15 protein-coding genes and 9 pseudogenes are annotated in these 24,996 nt (G+C 61.1%); 18 read left to right on the top strand and 6 right to left on the bottom strand.

All coding sequences use genetic code 11. The annotated features are described in order from the left end of the window. Nucleotides 1-843 precede the first annotated feature (843 nt). The 10 genes and pseudogenes from OMK73_RS02920 (at nucleotide 844) to leuD (ending at nucleotide 13,540) form a co-directional block, all read left to right on the top strand. A complete protein-coding gene (locus OMK73_RS02920; RefSeq protein ID WP_267600608.1) occupies nucleotides 844-2,124 on the top strand; it encodes an MFS transporter in 1,281 nt (426 codons plus the stop codon). Nucleotides 2,125-2,186: 62 nt separating this feature from the next. Then, nucleotides 2,187-3,754 (top strand): annotated as a pseudogene (locus OMK73_RS02915) (UxaA family hydrolase). Nucleotides 3,755-3,913: 159 nt separating this feature from the next. Then, a pseudogene (locus tag OMK73_RS02910) lies at nucleotides 3,914-4,168 on the top strand (DUF4136 domain-containing protein); the annotation flags it as partial. Nucleotides 4,169-4,436: 268 nt separating this feature from the next. Then, nucleotides 4,437-6,827 carry an NADP-dependent malic enzyme gene (locus OMK73_RS02905; RefSeq protein ID WP_324291644.1) on the top strand — a complete coding sequence of 797 codons (2,391 nt, stop codon included), beginning with the start codon at nucleotides 4,437-4,439 and terminating at the stop codon, nucleotides 6,825-6,827. 358 nt (nucleotides 6,828-7,185) lie between these two features. Then, nucleotides 7,186-8,618, top strand: a pseudogene (locus tag OMK73_RS02895) (MFS transporter). Nucleotides 8,619-8,685: 67 nt separating this feature from the next. Continuing rightward, complete coding sequence (locus OMK73_RS02890) at nucleotides 8,686-9,603, top strand: ABC transporter substrate-binding protein (RefSeq protein ID WP_324291643.1); 918 nt, start codon at nucleotides 8,686-8,688, stop codon at nucleotides 9,601-9,603. 22 nt (nucleotides 9,604-9,625) lie between these two features. Then, the gene (locus OMK73_RS02885) at nucleotides 9,626-10,342 is read left to right on the top strand and encodes a hypothetical protein (RefSeq protein ID WP_267600605.1); all 717 of its coding nucleotides are present in this window, start codon (nucleotides 9,626-9,628) and stop codon (nucleotides 10,340-10,342) included. Nucleotides 10,343-10,390: 48 nt separating this feature from the next. Continuing rightward, nucleotides 10,391-11,299 (top strand): LysR family transcriptional regulator, encoded by a 909-nt coding sequence (locus OMK73_RS02880; protein WP_267600604.1) that lies wholly within the window; start codon nucleotides 10,391-10,393, stop codon nucleotides 11,297-11,299. A 169-nt stretch (nucleotides 11,300-11,468) separates the two neighbouring features. Beyond that, complete coding sequence (gene leuC / locus OMK73_RS02875; RefSeq protein ID WP_267600603.1) at nucleotides 11,469-12,884, top strand: 3-isopropylmalate dehydratase large subunit; 1,416 nt, start codon at nucleotides 11,469-11,471, stop codon at nucleotides 12,882-12,884. A 2-nt stretch (nucleotides 12,885-12,886) separates the two neighbouring features. After that, nucleotides 12,887-13,540, top strand: a complete 654-nt coding sequence (gene leuD, locus OMK73_RS02870; RefSeq protein WP_267600602.1) for a 3-isopropylmalate dehydratase small subunit — start codon at nucleotides 12,887-12,889, stop codon at nucleotides 13,538-13,540. Nucleotides 13,541-13,988: 448 nt separating this feature from the next. Here the strand turns inward: leuD and OMK73_RS02865 are convergent. Continuing rightward, nucleotides 13,989-14,306: pseudogene (locus OMK73_RS02865) on the bottom strand (ISKra4 family transposase); the annotation flags it as partial. 168 nt (nucleotides 14,307-14,474) lie between these two features. Between OMK73_RS02865 and OMK73_RS02860 the strand changes: the two are divergent. Further along, nucleotides 14,475-14,651: a hypothetical protein gene (locus OMK73_RS02860; protein WP_267600740.1), complete on the top strand. Its 177-nt coding sequence runs from the start codon at nucleotides 14,475-14,477 to the stop codon at nucleotides 14,649-14,651. A gap of 329 nt (nucleotides 14,652-14,980) precedes the next feature. Here the strand turns inward: OMK73_RS02860 and OMK73_RS02855 are convergent, their stop codons facing one another. Beyond that, nucleotides 14,981-16,261 carry a sigma-54 interaction domain-containing protein gene (locus OMK73_RS02855; protein WP_420715450.1) on the bottom strand — a complete coding sequence of 427 codons (1,281 nt, stop codon included), beginning with the start codon at nucleotides 16,259-16,261 and terminating at the stop codon, nucleotides 14,981-14,983. A gap of 369 nt (nucleotides 16,262-16,630) precedes the next feature. On the opposite strand from OMK73_RS02855, the pseudogene OMK73_RS02850 reads away from it, so the two are divergent. The 3 genes and pseudogenes from OMK73_RS02850 to OMK73_RS02840 all read left to right on the top strand — a co-directional run bounded on the left by OMK73_RS02850 (nucleotide 16,631) and on the right by OMK73_RS02840 (nucleotide 20,068). Next, nucleotides 16,631-17,522: pseudogene (locus OMK73_RS02850) on the top strand (MBL fold metallo-hydrolase). 39 nt (nucleotides 17,523-17,561) lie between these two features. Next, nucleotides 17,562-19,228, top strand: a pseudogene (locus OMK73_RS02845) (TIGR01244 family sulfur transferase). Nucleotides 19,229-19,261: 33 nt separating this feature from the next. Continuing rightward, nucleotides 19,262-20,068 carry a sulfite exporter TauE/SafE family protein gene (locus tag OMK73_RS02840; protein WP_267600601.1) on the top strand — a complete coding sequence of 269 codons (807 nt, stop codon included), beginning with the start codon at nucleotides 19,262-19,264 and terminating at the stop codon, nucleotides 20,066-20,068. A 159-nt stretch (nucleotides 20,069-20,227) separates the two neighbouring features. On the opposite strand, the pseudogene OMK73_RS02835 reads toward OMK73_RS02840, so the two are convergent. From OMK73_RS02835 to OMK73_RS02825, 3 genes and pseudogenes are all read right to left on the bottom strand, one after another. Beyond that, nucleotides 20,228-21,178 (bottom strand): annotated as a pseudogene (locus tag OMK73_RS02835) (IS5 family transposase); the annotation flags it as partial. A 41-nt stretch (nucleotides 21,179-21,219) separates the two neighbouring features. After that, nucleotides 21,220-21,354, bottom strand: a pseudogene (locus tag OMK73_RS38060) (NAD(P)-binding domain-containing protein); the annotation flags it as partial. A gap of 444 nt (nucleotides 21,355-21,798) precedes the next feature. Next, nucleotides 21,799-22,152, bottom strand: coding sequence for a hypothetical protein (locus OMK73_RS02825; protein ID WP_267600600.1), 354 nt, complete (start codon nucleotides 22,150-22,152; stop codon nucleotides 21,799-21,801). Nucleotides 22,153-22,748: 596 nt separating this feature from the next. Here OMK73_RS02825 and OMK73_RS02820 point away from each other — a divergent pair. Both OMK73_RS02820 and OMK73_RS02815 read left to right on the top strand, forming a co-directional pair. Next, the gene (locus OMK73_RS02820) at nucleotides 22,749-23,075 is read left to right on the top strand and encodes a hypothetical protein (protein ID WP_420715441.1); all 327 of its coding nucleotides are present in this window, start codon (nucleotides 22,749-22,751) and stop codon (nucleotides 23,073-23,075) included. Between the two features lie 132 nt (nucleotides 23,076-23,207). Beyond that, nucleotides 23,208-23,876, top strand: coding sequence for a hypothetical protein (locus OMK73_RS02815; protein WP_267600598.1), 669 nt, complete (start codon nucleotides 23,208-23,210; stop codon nucleotides 23,874-23,876). A 24-nt stretch (nucleotides 23,877-23,900) separates the two neighbouring features. Here the strand turns inward: OMK73_RS02815 and OMK73_RS38725 are convergent, their stop codons facing one another. Continuing rightward, nucleotides 23,901-24,176, bottom strand: coding sequence for a VOC family protein (locus tag OMK73_RS38725; protein WP_420715440.1), 276 nt, complete (start codon nucleotides 24,174-24,176; stop codon nucleotides 23,901-23,903). A gap of 50 nt (nucleotides 24,177-24,226) precedes the next feature. On the opposite strand from OMK73_RS38725, the pseudogene OMK73_RS02805 reads away from it, so the two are divergent. Together OMK73_RS02805 and OMK73_RS02800 are read left to right on the top strand one after the other, a co-directional pair. After that, a pseudogene (locus tag OMK73_RS02805) lies at nucleotides 24,227-24,563 on the top strand (integrase); the annotation flags it as partial. Nucleotides 24,564-24,664: 101 nt separating this feature from the next. After that, nucleotides 24,665-24,823, top strand: coding sequence for a hypothetical protein (locus OMK73_RS02800; RefSeq protein ID WP_267600597.1), 159 nt, complete (start codon nucleotides 24,665-24,667; stop codon nucleotides 24,821-24,823). The last annotated feature ends 173 nt before the right edge of the window (nucleotides 24,824-24,996 follow it).

Raw genomic sequence — 24,996 nt, 5'->3', positions numbered from 1 at the left:
CCGCACCCGCACGTCTGCCGGTCGCGGGTGTTTTTGGGCGCTGAGCAAAACTGGCACTTTCGCACTGTCCCCGGTGGCTCACTGCGATGGCTGCCTCTATTGCGCGGCTACTCGGTATCAATCGTAGCTGCATTACGGTCGAAAGTCCTGGAGCTTGCCAGTCGAGCACCTTGCTGACTTCGTCAAGAGCACGCCCCGCGAGCAGTTGGCGCCGGAAGGAGGGGACCGTACGCTGTGGGTAAGAAATTTGACTTGTTAGAGATTCGACTTCTCACAAGAACCGCGACCCTTCGGTAATGGTTTGCGTGCGACGGCCCGCCGCAGACCAGAATCCAGGCTGCCTCAAGTAGATGCCTTCGGCGCGGATAACCAGCGCTAGCAGCCCGCTGACTCGCGCGGCGGGGCGTCGCCAAAACCAAAATAATTCTTTTGTTAATCGATCTGACGATCGCTTTTTTCTGTTCGCCGTCTCCGTCAAACTCCGTGACCCGGGCGCTGGCTCCGACGAACGCGTGCCTGACGTTGGCGTGCTCGGGGCTCTCGGCCTTCGCCGCCGGATAGCTGCTCGACTGATCGGGGATGATTTCGTAGGCCTGTCAGCACAAACCGCCAGCGCGCGATCGCATCGTACCCTGGACGTTTTGGCCTGCGCGCGCCGATGGCCAACCTCGCGGCGCGCGGTTTGCTGGATAACGCGCTGCTTTAGACAAACACAAGCGCGCGCGAGACGTGCGCAATGCAAAAAAGACGAAGCTGCCACCTGCGGCCTCGTAGTGGAGATGAATGATGCAAGTTGAACACGTCATAGATCGTGCGCTGGCGAGCGCGGTACGCAAGGCACGCATGCGCCTCACGCCGTTCCTCGCCCTGATGTTTGCACTGTCCATGCTCGACCGGTCGAACGTCGGCTTCGTCAAGCAGGCCCTTCAGGTCGATTCGAATATCGGAAATGCGGCGTTTGCGCTTGGTGCGGGGATCTTCTTCATCGGCTATGCGGTGTTCGAGATCCCGAGCAACCTGATGCTTCATCGGGTCGGCGCGAAGGTGTGGTTGAGCCGGATCATGGTGACTTGGGGCCTGGCATCGGCCGCGATGATGTTCGCGCACGACGAGACCTCGTTCTACGTGCTGCGCTTCATCCTGGGTGTGGCGGAGGCGGGCTTTTCGCCTGGCGTGATTCTTTACTCGACGTACTGGTTCCCGGCGCGCGAGCGCGGCAAGGCACTTGGCGTCTACTATTTCGGCTTGCCGGTGGCGCTCGTCCTCGGCAGCCCGCTGTCCGGCTTCCTGCTGGAAGTCATGGGCGGGCAACTGGGGCTGCGCAACTGGCAGTGGATGTTCATCATCGAAGGCCTTGCGGCTTCGATTGCCGGCATCATCGCGTTCTTCTACCTGGTCAGCAAACCTCGCGACGCCAGGTGGCTCACGTCCAACGAGAAGAGTGCCCTGGAAGCTGCCATCGCAGCCGAAGACCGCGAAAAGATCGCGCATGGTCCGGCTACCGCCCTACACGCGCTGCGCAACTGGCAGGTGCTGCGTTTCGTCGCGATTTACTTCGCGATCCAAGTCAGTGTTTATGGAGTTATCTTCTATCTCCCGACACGGATTTCCGAGCTGACGGGCACGGCGATAGGTTCGAAGGTTGGTCTTCTCACTGCCATTCCCTGGCTATGCGCGCTGATCGCCTTGCGCTTCATCACGGGCATGGCGGATGCCAAGGGCAAGCACCGGCAATTTGCCATTGCCATGCTGGCGATGGCGGCCGCAGGCATCGCGCTCTCGACGCTTGGCCAGCACCTTGCGCCGGTGCTTATTGCCTTCTGTATCGCGACGGTCGGCTTCGTGGTTGTCCAGCCGCTCTTCTGGACCCTCCCTACCGCGTATCTGAGCGGCACCGCCGCGGCGAGCGGCATCGCGTTGATCGGTGCGCTCGGCAATCTCGGTGGCTTTATCGCACCGACTTTGAAGACCGCGGTGGAGGCACTCTTTCAAAGCCAGCAGGCGGGGATGCTTGCCCTGGCGTCCGCGGGAGTGCTCGGCGTATTGCTCCTGTTAAGCATCGGCGCGCATGCACGCCGCGCATCGGCAATGCCGTTCGGCTCGTCCAAGGCGGCATCCCGCTAGAGTCCTGCATCTGAGATGCGTTGAAGAAGTAAGCGTGCCGAAAAGGGCATGGAGGTTGCCGTATGAATTTCACGATGGATAACGAAATGACAGGAACTACCGCAGCGGCCCCGGAGCCCGTCGTGCGCTTGCACCCGAACGACGATGTCGTCATCGCGCGGAGCCAGTTGGTTTCAGGCATGCAAATCGGCGCGGGCCTTCTCGTACGAGGACTGGTTCCGGCAGGCCACAAGCTCGCCGTGCGTGGTATCGCTTCCGGCGCGCCCGTGCGGCGCTATGGGCAGATCATCGGCTTCGCGACACGGGGCATTGACGCAGGCGAGCATGTCCACACGCACAATCTCGCGATGGGCGACTTCGAGCGGGACTATGCCTTCGGCGCCGACGCAGGGCCGTCGCGGGCCGCCGCGCCGTGTGCCCAATTCATGGGCATCTTGCGCGCCGACGGGCGTGTCGCGACGCGCAACTATATCGGTATCCTGACGTCGGTCAATTGCTCGGCAACGGCCGCTCGCGCCGTCGCCGACTACTTTCGCCGCGACATCCATCCGGAAGCGCTGGCGGCGTACCCCAACGTGGATGGCGTGGTCGCCCTGACGCACGGGCAGGGCTGCGCGATCGACGCGGAAGGCGAGGGCCTGGACTTGATCCGGCGCACCCTTGGCGGCTACGCGCGGCATCCGAACTTTGCCGCGGTGCTGATTGTCGGCCTGGGTTGCGAGACCAATCAGATTGATGGACTGATGGAGCGCCAAGGCCTGGCGCCTGGCGCCGCGCTGCGGACGATGACAATCCAGGCGCTGGGCGGGACGGCGCGCACGGTAGCGGCTGGCATCGAGCAGGTAAAGGCGATGTTGCCCGCAGCCAACAACGTGCGGCGCGAGCCGGTCGATGCCAGCCATCTGGTGGTCGGACTGCAATGCGGCGGGTCCGATGGCTATTCCGGCATCAGCGCGAATCCGGCACTCGGCGCGGCGGTCGATCGGCTAGTGGCGCATGGCGGTACAGCGATCCTCTCCGAAACTCCCGAGATCTATGGCGCGGAACATCTACTGACACGCCGCGCGGCGTCGCGCGACGTTGGCGAAAAACTCATCGAGCGGATCCGTTGGTGGGAGGCCTATTGCGCGCGCATGAATGCCAATATGAACAACAATCCCTCGGCGGGTAACAAGGCGGGGGACTCACGACAATTCTCGAGAAGTCGCTCGGCGCGGTAGCGAAAGGGGGAACCACGAATCTTGTCGACGTATACCGGTACGCCGAGAGGGTCCATGCCCGCGGCCTGGTTTTCATGGATACCCCCGGTTACGATCCGGTGTCGGCAACCGGCCAGGTCGCGGGCGGTGCCAACCTGATCTGCTTTACAACCGGGCGCGGATCCGCTTACGGTTGCGCGCCGTCGCCATCATTGAAACTGGGTACCAACACCACCTTATGGCTGCGACAGGAGGAGGACATCGATATCAACTGTGGGTCGGTCCTCGACGGTACACGATCCATCGATGAACTCGGAGAAGACATTTTTCAGATCATGCTCGCCACGGCGTCAGGCCATGCGTCCAAGAGCGAGGTGCACGGGTACGGCCAGAATGAGTTCGTACCATGGCACATTGGCGCTGTTACGTAGGCGTTGCGTAGGGGGACACAGCGGGAGGGCGTTTGCTTAGGCATTTTCGACGGACGCATGAAGGCAAAGTCATCGGGCTGGGGGCGCGAGGAGTTGGAGGGATTGGACGTGGGGGATGCGAGGCGCAATGAACAAGAGAAGACGCTGGTGACGCGTAGCTGGGGTGGCCCGGGCTACTGGCCGCCGCAAACGGTCGTGGGCGATGTGCCGGTGGTCCAGTCTACGCTGTGCGTCTTCTTCAAGGACGCCGCTAGCGGGCGCCGGGTCTACCAGGTCACGGCGAATCGCCGAGGCGAGGGTTCGTCCCTGCAGGCGGCGATGTCGTACCTGATCTGCGGCGCGTTCGCCCAGTTTCCGGTTGAGAGTGGGCGGTCCCCGCGGGTGACATTGCCGCTGGACCCGAATGACAAGTAGCAGGTAGCAAGCAAACAGCAACAGGCAAGGCATTGCCTGTGCGGCGGTAAAAACTGAATTGTCCGGCGAAAGGCCTTAAAGTCCTGGATGCACTTGTGGGAGGGGCTTCGCGCCGGGCTTACGTGAGCTAGATTGACGGCTCGATTTTTCGGCCCGAGCCGCCGGCGCCCGTTTTTGAAAGCTGCAATGGAAGATTCCGGCAAGCACGCCGGATACGACCGGCGCGGCTTCGGCGGGCACTGGCTGGGCCACTTCTTGGACGAGCATAATGACCAGCAAGACCGGCGGTGATGCACCGCAACATGCCCCCAACAGTCCTGAAGCGCAATTGCGCCTGGCCGCGCTGGAATACCACCGCAGCCCGACCAAGGGCAAGATCCAGGTAAACGCGACCAAGGCGCTGTCCAACCAGCGCGACCTGTCCCTGGCCTACTCCCCGGGCGTGGCCTACGCCTGCGAGGAGATCGCCAAGGATCCCGCGATGGCCGCCGAGTACACCTCGCGTGGCAACCTGGTGGCAGTGATCACCAACGGTACCGCCGTGCTTGGCATGGGCGACATCGGCCCGCTCGCCGGCAAGCCGGTGATGGAGGGCAAGGGCTGCCTGTTCAAGAAGTTCGCCGGTATCGACGTATTCGACATCGAGCTCGATGCGCACGACCCGGACAAGATCGTCGAGATCGTGGCCGCGCTGGAGCCCACGATCGGCGGCGTGAACCTCGAAGACATCAAGGCGCCCGAATGCTTCTACATCGAGAAGAAGCTGCGCGAGCGCATGAACATCCCGGTGTTCCACGATGACCAGCACGGCACCGCCATCATCTCGGGCGCGGCGCTGCTCAACGGCCTGAAGGTGGTCGGCAAGGACATCGCCAAGGTCAAGCTGGCGGTTTCCGGCGCCGGCGCCGCGGCCATCGCCTGCCTGGACACCATGGTGGGCCTGGGCGTGACCCGCTCGAACATCTCGGTGGTGGACTCCAAGGGCGTGATCTATGTGGGCCGCGACGCCAGCATGGAGCCCAACAAGGCCCGCTACGCGCAGGAAACCGCCAACCGCACCCTGGCCGACATCGTCAACGGCGCCGACGTGTTCCTGGGCTGCTCGACCGCCGGCGTGCTGACCGCCGAGATGGTCAAGACCATGGCCGACAAGCCCATCATCCTGGCGCTGGCCAACCCGGAACCGGAAATCCGCCCGGAAGTGGCCAAGGCCGCGCGCCCGGACTGCATTATCGCCACCGGCCGCTCGGACTACCCGAACCAGGTCAACAATGTGCTGTGCTTCCCGTACATCTTCCGTGGCGCGCTGGATTGCGGCGCCACCAAGATCACGGAAGCCATGAAGCTGGCCTGCGTCAAGGCCATCGCCGACCTGGCCGAAGCCGAGCTGAACGACGCCGTTGCCGCCGCCTACGGTGGCCAGGAGCTGAAGTTCGGCCCCGACTACATCATCCCGACCCCGTTCGACCAGCGCTTGATCGAGAAGATCGCGCCGGCGGTGGCCAAGGCTGCTGAAGAGTCCGGCGTGGCAACCCGTCCGATCAAGGACCTGGAAGCCTACCGCCAGCAGCTCACCCAGTACGTCTACCACACCGGCCTGATCATGAAGCCGGTGTTCACGGCAGCCAAGGCCGCGCCCAGGCGCGTGGTCTATGCCGAGGGCGAAGAGGAGCGCGTGCTGCGTGCGGTGCAGACCGTGGTGGACGAAGGCCTGGCCCGTCCGATCCTGATCGGACGCCCGCACGTGGTCCAGATGCGCATCGACAAGGCCGGCCTGCGCCTGAAGGCCGGCACGGACTTCGAGCTGATCAACCCGGAAGACGACCCGCGCTACCGTGCCTACCACGAGGCCTACCATGCGCTGCGCGGCCGCGACGGCGTCACGCCTGACATGGCCAAGGTGGCGCTGCGCCGCTCCAATACGCTGATCGGCACCATGCTGATGCATATGGGCGACGCCGACGCGCTGCTGTGCGGCACCGTGGGCCGCTTCGAAGCCCACCTGGAGCACGTGCAGGACGTGATCGGCCTGGCGCCGGGCGCCAAGGTGTTCGCCGCGATGAACGCGCTGATGCTCGAGAAGTACACGCTGTTCATCACCGACACCTTCGTCAACGACGATCCCACCGCTGAGGAACTTGCCGCCATCACGCAGCTGGCCGCCGAGGAAATCGCGCGTTTCGGCCAGCACCCGAAGGTGGCGCTGATGTCGCACTCGATGTTCGGCTCGTCGAACCGCCCGTCGGCCAAGAAGATGCGTGTGGCCCAGGAGATCCTGGCCCGCGAGGCACCGCACCTGGAAGTGGAAGGCGAGATGCAGGGCGACGCCGCCCTGGTCGAGGACGTGCGCCGTCACTTCCTGCCGGGCACCAAGCTGGCCGGCAGCGCCAACCTGCTGGTCATGCCGACGCTGGACGCGGCCAATATCGCCTTCAACCTGCTCAAGATCACGGGCGGGCAAGGCGTCACCATTGGCCCGATCCTGCTGGGCGCGGCCAAGCCGGTGCACATCCTCAACCCGCAAGCTACCACCCGCCGCATCGTCAACATGACCGCGGTAGCGGTGGCGGAAGCCAACGCGGCCGCGATGATCCGCGGCGCGGCGGCCTGGCGCCGCCGCGCGCGTGCGTGCATGCCGCCAGGCATCGCGATCGAGTAGGGTAAGGGGTCGCCCCCTCTAACATTGGATTTCAGCGTAGGTAGGTCTGGCGCGATACGCTCCCCCTTGCAAGCTATTTGATTTCGTTTGCGGACTGACGCGGCACGAAGCCGAGGTGGGGGTTGGTCCTTGCCGGGTCGCAGCCTGGACTACCTTCTATCCGTGCCGGCGCGAGGGCCGGGCACCACATACCACATGCGCAAAGCGCTGGAACATGTCTCTACCCTGCGTGTTCTCAAGGCTGGGCGTGTCGTTTGATCACCTTGAAAGAGGTGGCTCTGAGACATTGTGAATTGTTGTGCCCAGCGACGCCTGGAAACATCTTCCATGTAGGTCAAAAAACACATGCACTCGATTCATGTACATCCTGACGACTATGAGTTGGCATTTTCCTCGCCAGTTGCGCACCATTGTCTCAAACAAACGCCGCCTCCACGGCGGCCAACGAGAATCAGGAGACGATATGTGCACAAATCGCCGTTATCTAGTGTATTTCGCCATGTTCCTTATGAACGCGGTGAATTACGTCGACAGGACCAACCTGTCGGTTGCCGCAAGCTCCATTGCGTCCACCTTCCAACTTTCCCCGATTCAATTGGGATACATGTTCTCTTCGTTCCTGTGGACGTATCTGTTCTGCCTGATTCCGGCCGGCTTGGTCGTCGATCGCTTCGGCGCCCGAAAGGTTACGGCACTGGCGCTCATCGTTTGGTCAGTGGGGGCGTTTTGACCGGCCTCGCCTCCAGCTTCTTCTTGCTTTTGGGATCCCGACTTCTCCTGGGTATTGGCGAAGCGGCGTCTTACCCTTCGGGCAGCAGGATCATCCGCGAATGGGCGCCCAAGACCGAACGTGGACTCGCCGCCGCGATCCTGAACGCCGGCTCCTATGCGGGCCCGGCTCTTGGCGGCATCTTCGTGGGTTGGTTGATCGCGCAAGTCGGGTGGCGCGGCTCGTTCCTGGTCACTGGCGCAGTGGGCATATGCCTAGGCGTGTTCTGGTGGATCTTGTACCGCACTCCTGCACAGGCAAAATGGATTTCGGCGGAAGAACGCGTGCTGATCAACGATTCGGCCACGCCGGCGGTTGCCACTGATTCTGCCGCCGCGAAGAAACGCGCTTCTGGCGGGCTGGAAAAGCTGCTCGCCGAAAAGACAATGTGGGGCCTGGCACTGACTCAGGGCTGCGCCGGATATACCGTCTATCTGTTTCTGACCTGGCTGCCCACTTATTTCGAGCGCGCTCGCGGCATGAATGTCGTCAAGAGCAGCCTTTACACTGCCGCGCCCTATGCCAGCGCCTGTGTGCTCGGCATCATGCTGGGTTATCTCAGCGACCGGCTGCTGACGAGCGAAGCGCTTGCACGCGGTGCCAGGCGCAACATGATCTTCGTGATGCTGCTCCTCGGATCGGTCGTATTCGCGCTGCCATTCGTGGATTCGATGTGGGCAATCGTGCTGATCATTTCGTTGGCGCTTACATGCGTGTCCACGGCCATGTCGATGAATATCGCATTGACTAACGATCTTCTAGGTGACCCGGCGCATTCGGGAGTGGCGGTAGGTTTGCTCATACTGGGCGGTAATGTCTTCGGTCTTGCCGCGCCCATCGTCACCGGCTATGCCGTTGCGTCCAGCGGCGGCTTTACCGCGGCCTTTGCGATTGCCGGCGCGCTGCTGCTTTTGGGATCGCTGGCAAGCCTGACTTTGACACGCAGGCAGATCCTTGTCGACTGGACGGAGCCGATCCGGGGCGACCAGCCCATGGCATCAAAGCCCGCCAGCCAGTTGTGACATTACTGGTGACCGTCCTCGTCACAGTACTCGTGGTATTACTCTTTTCGCTTTAAAGGAAGAAACAATGATTTCGCTAAAAGCCGGCGCAGTATCGCGCAATTATTTCAACATGCCTCTCTGGATTGCGCAAGACGCCGGATTCTTCAGGAAGCACGGGCTGGATGTCTCGATCGAGTTGTATGAACCGATCGACGAAGTCACGGACCGCTTGATCGATGGCCGGCTCCAGCTATCGCTTGGGGTGACTGAACACGTGATCCTGGGCAGCGAGACGGGCAGCGATCTGGAGATCATTGCTGGCAACGTCAACCGCTTGCCGTTTTCTTTCATCGCGCGCCCCGATATCAAGACCATCGCACAGTTGCGTGGGGGCGTGGTAGGTGTTTCCTCGCTGGACGCTGGCAGTTCTTCACTTGTGATGAAGATCCTTTCCGCTCACGGCCTGGAGCATCCCCGCGACTACACCATCGTGGCGGTCGGACCGATCCTGTCGCGCTGGGAAAAGTTGCAGAATGGGGAGATCGATGCGGGGCTGCAGGGCATCCCGCTGAACTATATCGCGCTCGACCAGGGTTACACCTCGTTGTGCGAACCCCGCGATGAATTCCCGTGGTTCCAGTTCACCTCCTTGAACGTTTCCGCAAAGTGGGCCAACGAAAACGCCGGGGCCGTGGTGGCTTTCTTGAAGGCATACATCGAAGCGCATGACTGGTTCTATGCGAACAAGATGGGATGCCGTGAGATCGCTATGCAGCACAGTGGGATCAGCGCAGATTATGCAGACCGCGCGTGGGAAGAGTACAGCCGGGACGAGATTTTTCCACGCGATGCGGCGGCCAATCCCAACTCCATACAGGCACTGATCGACATCAGCGCGTTGATCCGCGCCCTTCCGGGCCGCGCCAAGACCTCTGCTGCGGAATACATCAACCCGGTCTATCTTGGCCAGGCGCGCCAGTCGCTTGCCGAATCGAAGTCCTGAGAGCAAACAGAGGGCGCACGCAATGCAAATCAACTACGGTGAACGCGCACGACTGGGCATTATCGTGCCTTCGGGCAATTTCATTGCTGAACCGCAGATACAGGCCATGCTGCCCGATGGCGTGGCAGCCTACGTCACGCGTCTTCCACTTAAAGGGACCGGTTCAGAAGAATTGTTTGCCATGGCGGCGGGCGTCGGGCCTGCCGCTTCCATGCTGGCAGACGCCGGTGTGGAGCGGGTGATTTTTCACTGCACCGCGGTATCGACGTACAGCGTGCCATTGCAGGACGAAATCATGGCGAGCATCGAACATGCGACCGGACTGCCCTGTTTTTCCACCGGGTCCGCGATTGTCACCGCTTTGGAAACCCTAAGTGCCAGGAAAATTGTTCTCCTTACCCCTTACCTTGACGCAGTTAATCAGCGAGAAATCGCGTTCCTGGCGCACCATGGATTGGAAGTCGTCCATCATCACGGTCTCGGCCTGAATACGAATGCGGAAATGGGAAAGCTGGCGCCGGACGTCTTTTTCGATCAAGCGATACAGTATGCAGCGTCGGTAGCGGACGCCTATTTCATCAGCTGTACCGCCATCCGGTCGGCGGAAGTGATCGAGCGCCTGGAACAAGCGCTCGAACGGCCCGTCATCACGAGCAACCAGGTCATGGTGTGGAATGCGCTGCGCACGAGCGGAATTGATGATAAGGTCAAAGGATACGGCACGCTTTTCTCTCATTGAGACGAGGGAGAGTTCCGTTCCCCCGCTCGTCAGCCAAGTCTGTCACCGATGAATCTGCGCAGCATTGATCTAAACCTCCTGGTCATATTGGAAGCACTGGTAGAAGAACGAAGTGTGACCAAGGCTGCCCAGCGCGTCGGCATCAGCCAGTCGGCTGCGAGCCATGCGCTAAGACGCCTTAGGGTGACGTTCAAGGATGAGCTGCTGGTGCGTACCGCAGACGGCATGATTCCCACCGGACAGGCACTCTTGCTGGCAAGCATGATTAGTGGATCGTTGCAACAGATCGAACAAGCGGTGATACAGGGCAGCAAGTTCGATCCGACCACCTCGACGCAAGTCTTCAAAATGCGCGTATCCGACTATGCCGGGGTGTATCTGCTTCCGCGCCTCTGTCGGAGGCTACGCGAGCAGGCACCGTCGACGCGTCTGGAAGTCAAGCATTTCAGCCCTCAGGACATCGAACAGAAGACTAGCCAGGGCGAGGTGCAGGTGCGTCTCGCCCTGCGTTCCAGGATCGCTGGTCTGAGCAACAGTGTCCGATTGCTTGAAGACCATTTCGTGGTCGTGATGAGCGCCGCTCGCTATCCCGGACTATCAAAGCTCGATCTATCAGATTATCTCAGTCTGACCCACCTGAAGATCGCGATCAGTGGAGTCGGCACCAACCTGATCGACGATGAACTCGCCAACCTCGGTCATGAACGCAAGATCGCGATGACCGTGCCGAGTTGGCTCGAGATGCGCGAGGTCATTGAAACCACCGATCTGGTGGCGGTCGTCCCCAAGCATTGGCTGCATGCAGAAGGATTCCAGAAATTCCTTACCTTTCCGCTTCCGCTCGAAAACGCTTCGCTCGCCATTGACCTGGTATGGCATCCGAGGGACGACAAAGATGTGGCGCAGCGTTGGTTTCGTTCGCAGATTCAGGAGATTTTCCATGATTTTGCATTTTAGCCACGAAGATATGCGCTAAGGAACATACGCAGATTGATGCGTGGTTTCCAATGCAATTTCCGGAAGTATGCCCCGTGCCTACGCCTCCTACACCGACCATGTTCCTGATGGCCTCGAAGGTGGTTATTTGAAGCTGGTTAATTGAATCTAGTTACTTGGATTCGCAGAAATGAATCAATCCCTCACGCTATATGAAAAGCTATGGCGCCGACATGTCCTGCGCGAAGCAGATGACGGCTCGGCGCTTCTATATATTGATCGTCACCTCATGAACGAAGTCACGAGCCCGCAAGCGTTCGATGGGCTTCGGCTGGCAGGGCGCCGCATGTGGCGAGCAGAAGCGGCTATTGCGACGCCGGATCACAATATTCCGACGGTTCACCGGGAACGCGGAATGCATAGTGAGATCGCGCGCTTGCAAGTCCAGGCATTGGACCGGAACTGCGCGGAGTACGGCGTCCCGTTCTACGCATTGCAAGACGTTCGCCAGGGCATTCTTCATGTCGTCGGACCGGAGCAGGGCGAGATCCTGCCCGGCATGACCATCGCGTGCGGCGATTCCCATACGTCCACGCATGGCGCCTTCGGCGCCTTGGCATTTGGTATCGGGACTTCCGACATCGAGCATCTCCTGGCGACGCAGTGCCTGGTCATGAAGCGCATGAAAACTATGCGGATCACGATTGATGGCGCTCTTCCCGAAGGGACCTACGCCAAGGATCTCGCTCTGGCGATCATCAGCCGGTGGGGTACCGATGTCGCGAATGGCCATGTGATCGAGTTCGACGGTGAGACGGTGCGGGGGCTGGACATGGAAGCGCGCATGACGTTGTGCAACATGTCCATCGAAGCGGGTGCGCGCTGCGGCATGATCGGCGTGGATGACGTGACCCTCGCGTATCTGCATGGGCGACCCCGTGCGCCAGCGGGCGCGGAATGGGACACTGCGGCAGCCTATTGGTCGACCTTGCGTAGCGATGCGGATAGCACCTTCGACAGGTCGCTGCGCTTCGATGCCGCTGCGCTGCGGCCTCAGGTGACCTGGGGAACGTCGCCGGGCATGGTGACGGACATTGACTGCTACGTGCCTGATCCCGCGACCGAGAACGATCCGCAACGCAGAAAATCCATGGCATCCGCACTCGCCTACATGGAGCTTCAACCCGGTCTCGCCATCCAGGACATTCGATTGGATAAGGTATTCATAGGCTCATGCACGAATGCGCGTATCGAGGATCTGCGCATTGCCGCGCGAGTCGTGCGGGGGCAAAAAGTCGCGCCGACGATCGCTCAGGCGCTGGTGGTGCCAGGGTCGGGCAGTGTCAAGCTGCAGGCGGAGCAGGAGGGGTTGGACCGGATCTTTCTGGAGGCGGGTTTCGAATGGCGCGATGCCGGCTGTTCGATGTGCCTGGGAATGAACAACGACAGCCTCAAGGAAGGTGAACGCTGCGCATCGACGTCGAATCGCAACTTCGAGGGGCGTCAGGGGCGCGGCGGCCGTTCGCATCTAGTCAGTCCCGCCATGGCCGCAGCAGCGGCTTTGGCGGGCCATTTTGTCGATGTATCGCGCCTACGTGGGAGATAGTCATGGAACGATTCGACACGCTGACGTCGATCGCCGTACCGATCGACCGGGATAACGTGGATACCGATGCGATCCTGCCCAAGCAGTACATGGCAATGATCGGCCGTACCGGCTTTGGCGCCTATCTATTCGATGAATGGCGCTATTTCGATCGCGGAGAGCCGGGTATGGACGCCAGCCGGCGGCAGCCCAACCCGAATTTTCCATTGAACCAGCCCCGATTTGCGGGGGCGCGGATCATGTTATGCCGCACCAACTTCGGTTGTGGGTCGAGCCGAGAGCATGCGCCGTGGGCCCTGGCGCAGTGGGGAATTCGCGCGCTCGTCGGCGTGAGCTTCGCCGATATTTTCTATGGCAACTGCATCAAGAATGGCATCTTGCCGGTATGCCTTTCGACTGAGCAGATCAATACGATGTTTGCGGCGATCAATCGCGGCCAGGACAATCCCATTACGATCGATCTTGGTCGCCAACAGATCAAGTTCGGTGATGACCTTGTCTTGTCATTCGCAATCGATTCATTTCGACGCGATCTGTTGATGAACGGACTCGACGAGATTGGCCAAAGCTTGCAGCATCAAGAGGAAATCAGAAAGTTCGAATTTCAACGCATGCAAAGCGAGCCCTGGCTATTCCATTCTGTTGTGGATCATTAATTCCGCAAACGGTGACCGCTATATCAGCAATCACATGGTTTTGATCTATATGGGGAAACGACCGGTCAATGGTGTTGTTGGCCGTTGTGCAAGAGCAACGCCATTTTCCGTCCATGTCTAACGAATCCGCTAATGCGGCGCGGCGGATCATTAATTCGGCTAACGCGGGCTACGCCGAGCCGGTGTCGGCGAAATTCTATCGCTGGCCGGGCGGGGCGGACGGGGAGGGTGATAGTTCGGTAGAGCCATGCGTATGGCCTCGCGAAAGATCGGAAAAATAGGGGTATTCTGGCGATCCGCGTTCACGCCACAATCTGCGCGCCAGTGAGATCTCCATTGAAAGCGCTCGTGAGCGTCGGCAGGAGAAGAGCGTTTTTCCTTCATCTATCCTGCTGGCACCCATATTTGCGTAATTAGTGGTCGCCATTAGCGGAATTAACGATCCTCAACACTTGCAGGCTTTCCATCGTTCGCGGCAGTAGAAAACCTTCCCGAGCGTGGTCTTCAACTCCGAGCAATGACTATCGTGCAGGCGACGGAGCACGCCGCAGGCCAAGCACGCTCAACGCGACGTGCAAAGACGCTCGAGCTGCTCGACGACGAACTCCTGCTGGATGCAATTGACCAATGACTTGCCTTCGGCCAGGGACAGGCCGACGTCGCCGGAGGCCTGACTTCCGGCGCCCCGGTGAAGCCGCATTACCTCGACTCGCTTGACCGCGGTTCCATCGCCATCATCGAACTCAAGAACGATCCTGCATCGCATGGCAGCCTCCGTCTCGTGTTACGAAGACGATACTCCGTTGCGCCGGCTTCCCAGATACTTTTTAACGGCTTCCCTCAACAATAATAGCGCGCGTCAACACGCACCTGCGCCTGCACGCCTTGCGAAAGCAGTTGGAGGCGCAAAACGCTGCTGCTGAAGCAGGAGATCATGGAACGCAGAAGGGCCGAGGGGCGTGGCCGGGGACACGTGCAAATCACGGAAGCCACCAGGAGGCTGCTGGGCGAGGCGTTCCTGCTCGAGGACCGCGGTACCATTCTCGCCAAGGGTATGGGTCGGGTGCATACCTGGTTCCTGGTCGGCAGGGCCGGTGCGTCGTCCGAATGAAACCGGCATGCGGCCCCACGGCGCCGACAAGGGCTTGAGTCGGACAACGCTTAACATGAGCGGCTCTTCAAGTTTGCTCCCTAAAGCGGACGCCTGAAACGGCCCACCATGTGCGAATCCCCAATTTGTCACTTCGGCGCTGCCGCGTCCCTCAAGTCGAGGACCCTCGTTGATGTGACGCCGAGCGCGCATCCAAACCTGGTGATAAGTGCGCTGACCTTCAGAGAGCCAGGGTGCAGCGCAATGGTCGTTACCGAAATGCTTGCCGCCAACATTTCCCGCCCCGCTGTCACCGGCTATGGAAACCCAGACTACCTCCCGCCGCCCACTCACCTTAGCGTTTTCAGTCGACGATACAGCGTGCGCTCACTCATCCCAAGGTATGCAGCGAGGGCGCTGCGTGTCCCTGAAAACCCCTCCACCAGCCGTACAAGCTCACGATCAGTGAGCTCGCCGCGCGCCGAAATCGAGGTCGAGCCCGCGCTGCTCTCCAGATACGCCGCCTCTCCCGCCATCATGTCACCCGGCAGATGTTCGATCCGGATCACCCCGTCATCGGCCAGCAGGCAGGCCCGGTCGAGCGAGTTGCGCAGTTCCCGGATATTGCCTGGCCAGGAATAGGCATGGAGTTTCTCGAGAGCGTCCGGTGCGACGCTGAACTTGCGGCCTGCAGCAGTGCCTGCCGCGCCTTGCGCGCTACCAATACGCTGCAGTATCGAGTCGACGAGCAGCGCGATGTCGTCCGGGCGCTCGCGCACCGCCGGCAAGTGAATCGGAAATGCGCTGATGCGGTAGTAGAGGTCCTGGCGGAATCGGCCGTCGTCGATCATTTTCCGCAAAGGTTTGTGCGTCGCCGCCACCAGTCGGAAATCCGCGCGTAAGGTCTCGATGCCGCCGACCCGGCGGAACGTGCCGGATTCGATCAGGCGTAGCAGCTTGACCTGCATCGACAGCGGTACATCGCCGATTTCGTCGAGAAACAGCGTCCCGCCCCGTGCGGTTTCGACCAGACCGGGCTTGCGGGCGGCTGCGCCGGTGAAGGCGCCCTTTTCGTAGCCGAAGAGTTCGCTCTCGAACAAGGTCTCCGTGATGCCGGAGCAGTCGACGACTACAAAAGGGCGTTGCGCGCGCTCGCTCGCCTCATGAAGGGCGCGCGCGAACAGTTCCTTGCCGGTTCCGGATTCTCCAAGGAGTAGGACGGGCAGCATCGAAGGTGCGACGCGATGCAACGCCGAGATCGCCGCGTTGAACGCCGTCGAACGCCCGACCAGACCTTCCGCGCTCGGCTTGGCGGACGCGCCGCGTACCGTGGAGAGCCGCTCGACGTAAGCCACTACCTCCTGCTGCGCATTGAATATCGGCCGCAATTCGACATCGACATGCTCAGGCCCGCGAGGTGTGTGATGAATGTGGAGCACGCGGTCGGGGCCGCGCAGCTCAAAGGCCCGCTTCATTGGACAGTGCTCGCCCGCCTGGTCGCAAGGTACGTCGTAGTGATGCGAGACCTGATAGCACTTGCGGCCCACATGAGGCTGGCTGGCGACGCCGAACTGACGTTGATAAGCGGTATTGGCAGCGAGGATGCGGTACTCGGGATCGAGCACGATCATGGGTTGAGCGTCGTGCTCCAGATACGACACGAGGGCGTCGACATCCAGCGCTTGAGGCGACCCGGCCGAGGTCTTTACGAGGGGCGTGATGGGTATGGACGGCTTAGGGGATTTCACGGCGGCGGCTCCAGTAGACCTCACTATACGTCGACACTGCCACGACTGCCATCCCTGCCACCTGACTGCCAGAAATGGCAGCCCTCGACCCCAGACGGCCGTTCCAAGGGCTGTGACGCAACCCGATGGAAGAGGAATGTTAATACAAATCAAAGGGTTACCTAACAGAGATCAATCGGGGTGAGGTGGCACGGTTCTTGTGTTGATTGGCTGGCCTTGCAGCTTCGCAAGCTCCATTCGTTTGAGGAGAGGATGTTGAATACCACGAGCCCCATGCTGGTCGAAGGCTTCTTCGACCCCGGTACCTGGACGATCAGCTACCTTTTGCTGGATGTCCGCACGGGCGACTGTGCACTGATCGACAGCGTCCTCGACTATGACCCGAAGTCAGGCCGTACCTCCACAATGACAGCCGACAAGCTAGTCTCTCGCGTCCACGAGCTGGGCGTGAAGGTTCGGTGGCTTCTCGAAACCCACGTGCACGCCGACCACCTGTCCGCCGCGCCCTACCTCAAGGAAAGACTCGGCGGAAAGATTGCGATCGGCGCGCAGGTGACGCGCGTGCAAGACGTGTTCGGCAAGCTGTTCAACGCCGGCTCGAGATTCGCGCACGATGGCAGCCAGTTCGATCACCTGCTCTTCGACGGCGAAACATTCGCGGTCGGAGCGTTGCAGGCGCGCGCCATCCATACCCCGGGCCATACGCCGGCCTGCATGACCTATGTGGTCAGCGACGGCGCGCAGACCGCAGCCTTTGTCGGGGACACCCTGTTCATGCCCGACTACGGTACCGCGCGCTGCGACTTTCCCGGCGGCGACGCCCGTACACTCTACCGGTCAATCAACAAGGTGTTGAGCCTGCCGGCGGACACGAAGCTGTACATGTGCCACGACTACCAGCCAGGCGGGCGGGCGGCCTTTGCAGTTTGTCAGCACGGTAGCCGAGGAACGCGAGCACAACGTCCATATACGCAACGGTATCAGCGAAGAGGCCTTCGTTGCGATGCGCACCGCGCGCGACGCGACGCTCAACATGCCGGTGCTGATGCTGCCGTCAGTGCAGGTCAACATGCGCGCCGGACATATGCCCGATCCGGAAGATAACGGAGTGCCGTATCTCAAAATTCCCCTCAACGCAATCTGAGCCGGTCCACGTCGTTAATAGAAGCAACAGGAGAAGTTGATGGACATCAAGAAACTGACGGCCGACCTGGCGGTATCGCAACAGATTGCCGCATCCGCCCTGCGTGCGATCGCGGACGCTGGCTTTCGCGCCGTCGTCTGCAATCGCCCCGACGGAGAAGGTTCCGACCAGCCCAACTTTAGCGAGATCGAGGCGGCGGCCCGTGAACATGGTATCGAGACCCACTACCTGCCCATCGAGTCCGGCAAGGTCGGCGATGCCGAGGCTGCGCAGTTCGGCGAACTGATGCAGGCACTGCCGAAGCCGGTGCTCGCCTATTGCCGCACCGGGATGCGTGCCGCGACGCTGTGGGCGCTATCCGAAGCGCCCCGCCGGCCGCTGCCGGACATCATCGCCGCCGGCAAGGCAGCAGGCTATGACCTGTCCGCGCTGGCACGGCGTATCGCCAACGGCGGCAAGGTGCCCGTCGAAGTAGCCGTGGCCAGTCACGACATTGTGATCATCGGCGCAGGCGCCGCGGGCGTGGCGGCAGCCTCGAGCTTGCTCGCGCGCGACCGCAACCTCGACATCGCCGTAATCGACCCCGCCGACGTCCACTATTACCAGCCAGGTTGGACCATGGTCGGAGCCGGTGTGTTCGATCCCGGGACCACCGCGCGCGAGATGGCCGCCGTGCTCCCTCGCAAGGTGCACTGGATCAAGGCCGCAGTGGCAGCGTTCGAGCCGGAAAAGAATTCGGTGGTTCTCGAAGGATGCCGGGTGGTGAGCTACAGGCAGCTCATCGTTTGTCCGGGACTGAAGCTGGACTGGCATGCTATCGACGGGTTGCCGGAAACCCTTGGCCAAAATGGCGTGACGTCCAACTACCGCTACGATCTTGCTCCCTATACCTGGCAGCTCGTGCGCCAGCTCAAGGGCGGTCGCGCGCTATTCACCCAGCCGCCGATGCCGATCAAATGCGCCGGGGCGCCGCAAAGGCGATGTATCTGTCCTCGGATCACTGGCGGCGTTCAGGCCGGCTCGGGCAGATAGATGTCCAGTTCTTCAATGCCGGGGCGGTGTTGTTCGGCGTGGCCGACTATGTCCCGGCCCTGATGGAGTATGTCAAGCGTTACGACATCGCACTCAACTTCGGCTTCAACCTGATTGCGATAGACGGCCCCGGCAAACGCGCGATTTTCAGGCACACGCTCGAGAACGGCAACGTGGAATCGGTGACTAGTGAGTTCGACATGATCCACGTGGTGCCGCCCCAGAAGGCACCGGACTTCATCCGCGTCAGCCCGCTGGCCGATAACGCGGGCTGGGTCGACGTCGACCAGGCGACGCTACGCCACAAGACCTACTCAAACGTCTTCGCGCTAGGCGATGCCGCAAATACGCCGAATGCGAAGACCGCCGCCGCCACGCGCAAGCAAGCACCGGTCGTCGCCCACAACGTGCTTGCGGGCCTGGGGAAGGTCCGGGGCGAAGCGGCATACGACGGCTACGGCTCATGCCCGCTGACCGTCGAACGCGGCAAGATCGTGCTCGCGGAATTCCTCTATGGCGGAAAGGTCGCGCCAACGCTGCCGAGCTGGCTGATCGACGGCAAGCATCCGTCGCGCCTCGCGTGGCTGCTGAAGGAGCGCATCCTGCCGCCGCTTTACTGGCACGGGATGCTCAAGGGGCGCGAGTGGATGGTGCGGCCTGAACTCGTGGGCTAACGCAGCGGTGGCTCACAACCTGTCGGATTTTCCATGCTAACTTCACTTATCCTCGGCGCCATCGTTGGCGCGGTGCTCGGCCTGACCGGCGCGGGTGGCGGCATCCTGGCCGTTCCGGCACTGGTTGCCGGCATGGGCTGGCCGATGCAGCAGGCGACGCCGGTAGCGCTGGTTGCCGTGGCGGGCAGCGCTGCGATCGGCGCGCTTGAAGCATTCCGGCAGCGCCTCGTCCGTTACCGCGCCGCGCTTTTCATGGCCGCGGCGGGCGTGCCGCTGACCTCGCTCGGCGTACGCCTTGCGCACGCGTTGCCACAACGCGTGCTATTGGCGCTGTTTGCCACTGTCATGCTGGTGGTGGCCGGAAGGCTGCTATCACAGGCTTTGCGGCGCGGGCGTCCGGACAGCGCGGACTCATGGCTTTGCGTCGGCCAAATCAACCCCGACACCGGGCGGCTGATCTGGTCATGGACCACCGGGGCCGCACTCGCGGCAACCGGCGCGTTGACCGGGCTGATGACGGGACTGCTAGGCGTGGGCGGCGGCTTCATCATCGTGCCAATGCTGCGCAAGCTGACCAACGTGTCGATGCATGGCATCGTCGCCACGTCGCTGATGGTGATCGCCCTGATCGGCAGCGGCGGTGTTGTCGTGACGGTCCTGCACGGCGCGCCGCTGCCGCTCCACCTGACGCTCTGGTTCAGCCTGGCGACGGCCGCCGGCATGGTGGCCGGGCGGCTGGTCTCGCACCGTCTCTCCGCGCTGCATGTACAGGTGGGTTTCGCGGGGGCGTTGATCTGCGTGGCGCTCGGGCTGATGGCGAAGGCCGCGCTAGGCGGGTGACTCTCGTTAGTAGCAGGCTGCTGAAATACACCCGGCACAAGGGCGAGCTTTCCGCCCTGCGCGGCTGGTGCCCTGACATTTTTCACATGCCGAAACTTCGGCGCCACTTCATCGGCTTTTTCGGTGGTTTGACGCCCGTTTCCAGCCTCCTTACCGCGATTACTGCCACAGCGGACGGATTTGTCCCAGCGAGCGCATACGCACGAGGTTGTAAGCGGCCATGCCCAACACAAACACCTGGTCGACCTTCTTCAGCCCTCGCACCATCACCTGGCCCATGGGTCCACCGTCTTAGCCCACCCAAAGCCTTGTTCGATCAGCTTGCGCTTTTGCTGCGAGATGGCGTAGCCCTTGCTGCCGGCAATTGCATCTGGAACAGCCGAACGTCGCCCCGAGGTGTTTTGTGCCACATGGGGTGTGACCTTCATCTCAAGGCAAGCCTCGATAAACTCCTGCGCGTCATAACCCTTGTCGGCGCCCAGCGTGATCTCCGTGTCCGGATCGGCAGCCACCTGCCGGGCATCGTTGACCATGACCTTGGCGGCCACGCGCTCTGCATACCCGTCAGCACTGGTCACAACGGCGCTGACCACCAAGCCATGGCGGTTGTCGCTCAGGGTATGGCCCATGTAACGCAAATCGCTGGCGGTCTTGCCTTTGCGATAGAGCCGGGCATCGGGATCGGTCTTGGACTGGTGGGTCTCGTTGCTGCGCTTGCGACCCTTGAAGTTGCCACAATCGTCGTTGTCTTTGTCATAGCCATCCTTGCGCAAAGCTCTTGTGGCCGGCCCAAGCCTGAATAAGGGTGCCGTCCACGATAAAGTGTTCACCGGACAGCCAGTCCTTCTTCTGCGCGATAGCCAGCACTTCGTTGAAAAATTCGATCACTGCACCATGCTTGATCAGGCGTTCGCGGTTCTTGGTGAACACGGTGGGCACCCAGACTGCGTCGTCCATTGCCAAACCAATGAGCCAGCGAAACAGCAAGTTATAGTGCGCTTGCTCCATGAGTTGCCGTTCAGAGCGAATGCTGTAGAGTACCTGCAGCAGCATGGCCCGCAGCAGTTTCTCGGGCGCGATGCTGGGCCGGCCGCCCCTTGGCCCAGCGTCACGGCTTCAAGCGCGAAATCGTTAGCCAGCATCGTTACAGCGATTCCACCAGGAACAACAGCGTCAGCGGGTGTATCCGAGACAATCGCGCCGTCCGCTATCAATCCCTCTGCACGCGCTCTTGAGCGATTGAAGACATTTACGGAAAAGCCGTTGCTCAGTAGATTGCGGGCCATGGGAGCCCCCATGTTCCGAGGCCCAAAAAGCGCCACATTCCGGACATACAGTTCTCCTGAGTTTGTGGGGTTACTCATGCAGACATTACAAGCTGCCGGGGCTCGGCCCAGGCTTTCGGCAAGTATCCTGCTCTGCCCCAACTAGAGTTGTCACGTGTCGCCCCACGCCCTTGAATCGTCGGCGGCCCACGTGGACTCGCCGTAGACTAGACTCTGCAGCTGTTGTTGCCGTTTTATGAATTCCTGTCGGCTTGGTGTTGACCGCCGCAGTAGGGTTCGCAGTCGCGCGGCTAATGGGGTGCCGCAAATGATTTCAAAGTAGCCACAGCCAAGAACGCAGCGGAATCGAACAGTCTTGCTCATAATAGTCAGCCTTAGAAAGGGCGGACTTTAAACGGATTCGATTTGGTGGCCCGCCGAGTCCCAAGCTCCCTGTTACGCTGCTTATGCAACGGTTGGTTCCGCATCTTGGGGTGCATAGTTGCCGCCGTCGGTGAACGGGTCGCGGGGGCTGTCGGTCGAGCGCATACCATCCGTAAACGCGTCAAACTTCCCAGCGCTCGCGGAGAGGACACGTGCGTCGGTTTGACTTGCGCGGCTCCGGCCACCATCCGTGTACGGGTCGCGAGCCCCCATGGAGTGGCCGCCGTCGGTGAATGGGTCGCGAGTCCCCATCGAATGTCCACCGTCGGTGAACGAGTCACGTGGCGAGGTAACGCCTGCACTTGCCACACCAGCGACAGAACCAAGCGCAGCGAAGGTGGCGGCGGCGAGCACCATTCTCTTCAACATTTTCATGTTGATTCTCCTGTTTGCTTAACAAACGGCTTATCCAGCCTTGTAAGCAAGTCTAGAGAACCGAGACCCACGCGAACCTGACGGTTGGATTACGATTCTGCCATCGAGTGCCGCCGGCACAGCTTGCGCTAGTGCCGTCTGAGGGCCATTGAGGTGCTGCAAATTTGCTACTTTGGCGCCCGCCCCAAAAAACAGTTGCGCAGCTTGCATGGCGTTTGCTACGCTACGCTTCGCCCCGTCACAACTACGGATTCATTTCCATGGACAGCTGTTCTAGTTGGCCCTCGGCCAAACTCTGAACGGCCAGGCAAGTCCAGGCGTTTCCTCGCCACTGCCTGGCCGGTACAGGTAGGTAGTGGTTTCTTGTGCGGGTTCTCCGCGCGAGCCACTCCCACTTAGCGTTGTTCGACCCAAGCGGGCTGCTTGCCGCGGTGTGCGCTCGTGCGCGACCTGCAGGTCGTCGGCCGCCCATGCCTACGCAGGCCATAGAAGCCTGTGGGGAGGAAGCATGCTGTTCACGCTTATCGCGCAGCACATCACGTTGGGCCTGCGTCTATGGCTCTGGCAAAACAACCGAGCCTGCCAGAGCCGCGGCGTTGTTGCTTGCCCTGGCGCTGGCGCTGGCGCTGGCACCGGTCGGCCAGGCGCGGGCCGAGGCCGCCGGTGGCGACGAAGCGGTGCCGCCGGCCGACGCGCAGGCCGACCGCTTCCCCTTCCATGGCCAGACCACCTATGTCTGGCAACGCAAGCCCGCATTTCTGCCACCTACAGCGGCGACCACAGCCTGCGCGCCAAGCGGGAGAAGAGCTACTCGTTCACGGCCACGCTGGACCTCGGTGCACACCTGCGGAAAGGCGCTGGTTCCACTTCAACCCGGAAGTCGCCCAAAGGGTGCCGCTGTCCGGCCTGCATGGCCTGGGTAGCGGACAAGCTCCGCGCTCAGGATGAGCTCATCGCACCGCTCCCAGCGCAGCGCGACACGCCCGCGCTTCTGCCTTAAATCAGTTGCCGGGTTGGCACACTCGGAGTTTGAGACTACTCACCAAGGAAAGAGCATGAATGCACAAAAAAACCTGAAACTCAAGCGCACCGTCGCTGCGTGCTTGGTTGGCCTGGGAGGTTTGACGGCCATGGCAGCACATGCGGCCAGCGATAGCCGAGCGCTGGACTTTGAAACCCATGCGGCATTCTTCTCGAGTGAGACACACCAGAAACCGCCACTGGACCCACAAGTGTTTGTTGCCGCGCCGGGGGCGCCGGCAGCACTCGGCCCGCAGAATATCAAGCGAAGCGCTGGCTTGCGCAATGCGTTGATTATGGATGCACCGAGCTCACCTATCATGAGCGCATCGGGCCAGCCTCTCGATATGTCGCTCGGCGCCTGGCTTGGTGCCAAGGGACAGGTCATCTTGACGCCGCAGCCCGATGGGCGGGAGAAGGTCACCGTGATTCTCTCAGGTCTGAAGCCCCACGGACACTACAGCCTGTTCGAGAATCATTTTGAGCAGAAGCCGATTGGCTTCACGCCACTCGATGGGAATGGCACAGACAACGATACTGTTGCAGATGCCGAGGGCAAGGCCATCTTGAGCACAGTTTCACCGACAACCATCACTCACGACAACGCAGTTCTTGTGGTCTACCATTCAGATGGAAAGACACACGGAAAGATGCGCGGTGAGATTGGCGTTAATGCGCATCATCAGTTGATAGCAAGGCCCTAACTGGCTGAGAGCCCACGCGACCCTCTACGCCGCCGCTAACAGTTTCGCGAAGCTCAACTCATGACCGTCGGGATCGCTGATGTGAAAATACCGCTCGCCCCATTCAGCATCGCGCGGGGCGGCTTCGGGACGCAGCCCCCGTGCTCGATTCGCTTGGAAGTAAGCCGCGACAGGACAACGAACTAGTCGGGGGAGTGACCATCTCCACGGGCCGTATGGCGGACGGAGAAGCGACAATGGAACTGCTTGTGCTTTCGTCGAGCTCGCCAGGCAGATCGTGCCGGTGCGATATCCGGACATGGATACGGCCGACTACACCTCGATCATTGACGAGCGTCACGCCGGCGGGCTGGAACCCCAAAATGCCGCTGGTCGCTAGCCCTGGCGAGGACGGCATCGCTGGCATTGCCGGTGCGCGCCTGTGGCGGGTGATGCGACGTTTCTTCACGCGGGCAGCGGACGTGATCCAAGCCGATCATCCAATGACCGCCGAAAAGCTTCGCCGTGCGAGAGCCCTCACTGGATACGGCATAGTCACACGCGCTGGCCCGGGGTGCCGAATTGATGACAGTGCACGATAACCTACGGCATGCATCAATCGTAACAACCTCGATGTACCTGCATGGCGACGAAATCCAGCGCGCGCGGCAAATGAATCAGGCCTTTGCTGCGCAAAATAACGTCTAACCTGCTGAATCAAAAAGACTTCCGGCAAATCTGGGGTTCCGGCTCATAACCCCTACTTCGCCCCTGAGGCTAAGACTCCTGCGCATTTTGCTCGGTAGCCGATGAAACAGCTCATGTTCTTGCCCGGCGATTTCGTTGAGAACGGGAAAGCGCTTGGGCTGGGCATGGTGCTGTTCTGGTCGGCTGGCACGACCCACGGCCCGCGTGATTCTGAAAAGGGTGCACGATACTTTTTTCTCTGTCGCGGGAGCTTGATTTGAACGTAAGTGATCTTAACTCTGTGTCTTGACTGTATCGATACCGGTTAGCCTTACTTGCGCACTGGAAAATGGCACTCACAGTTCGCATGAGACGAGATGCGCTGCATGTTAGAGGGAAAGTGATATGGGGCTAGGAACGAGTAATCAGATCGTTTGGCGGCCGTGTGAGGCTG

This window comes from Cupriavidus sp. D39 (assembly GCF_026627925.1).
Lineage (GTDB): Bacteria > Pseudomonadota > Gammaproteobacteria > Burkholderiales > Burkholderiaceae > Cupriavidus > Cupriavidus ulmosensis.
This window is presented reverse-complemented; position numbering and strand designations above follow the sequence as displayed.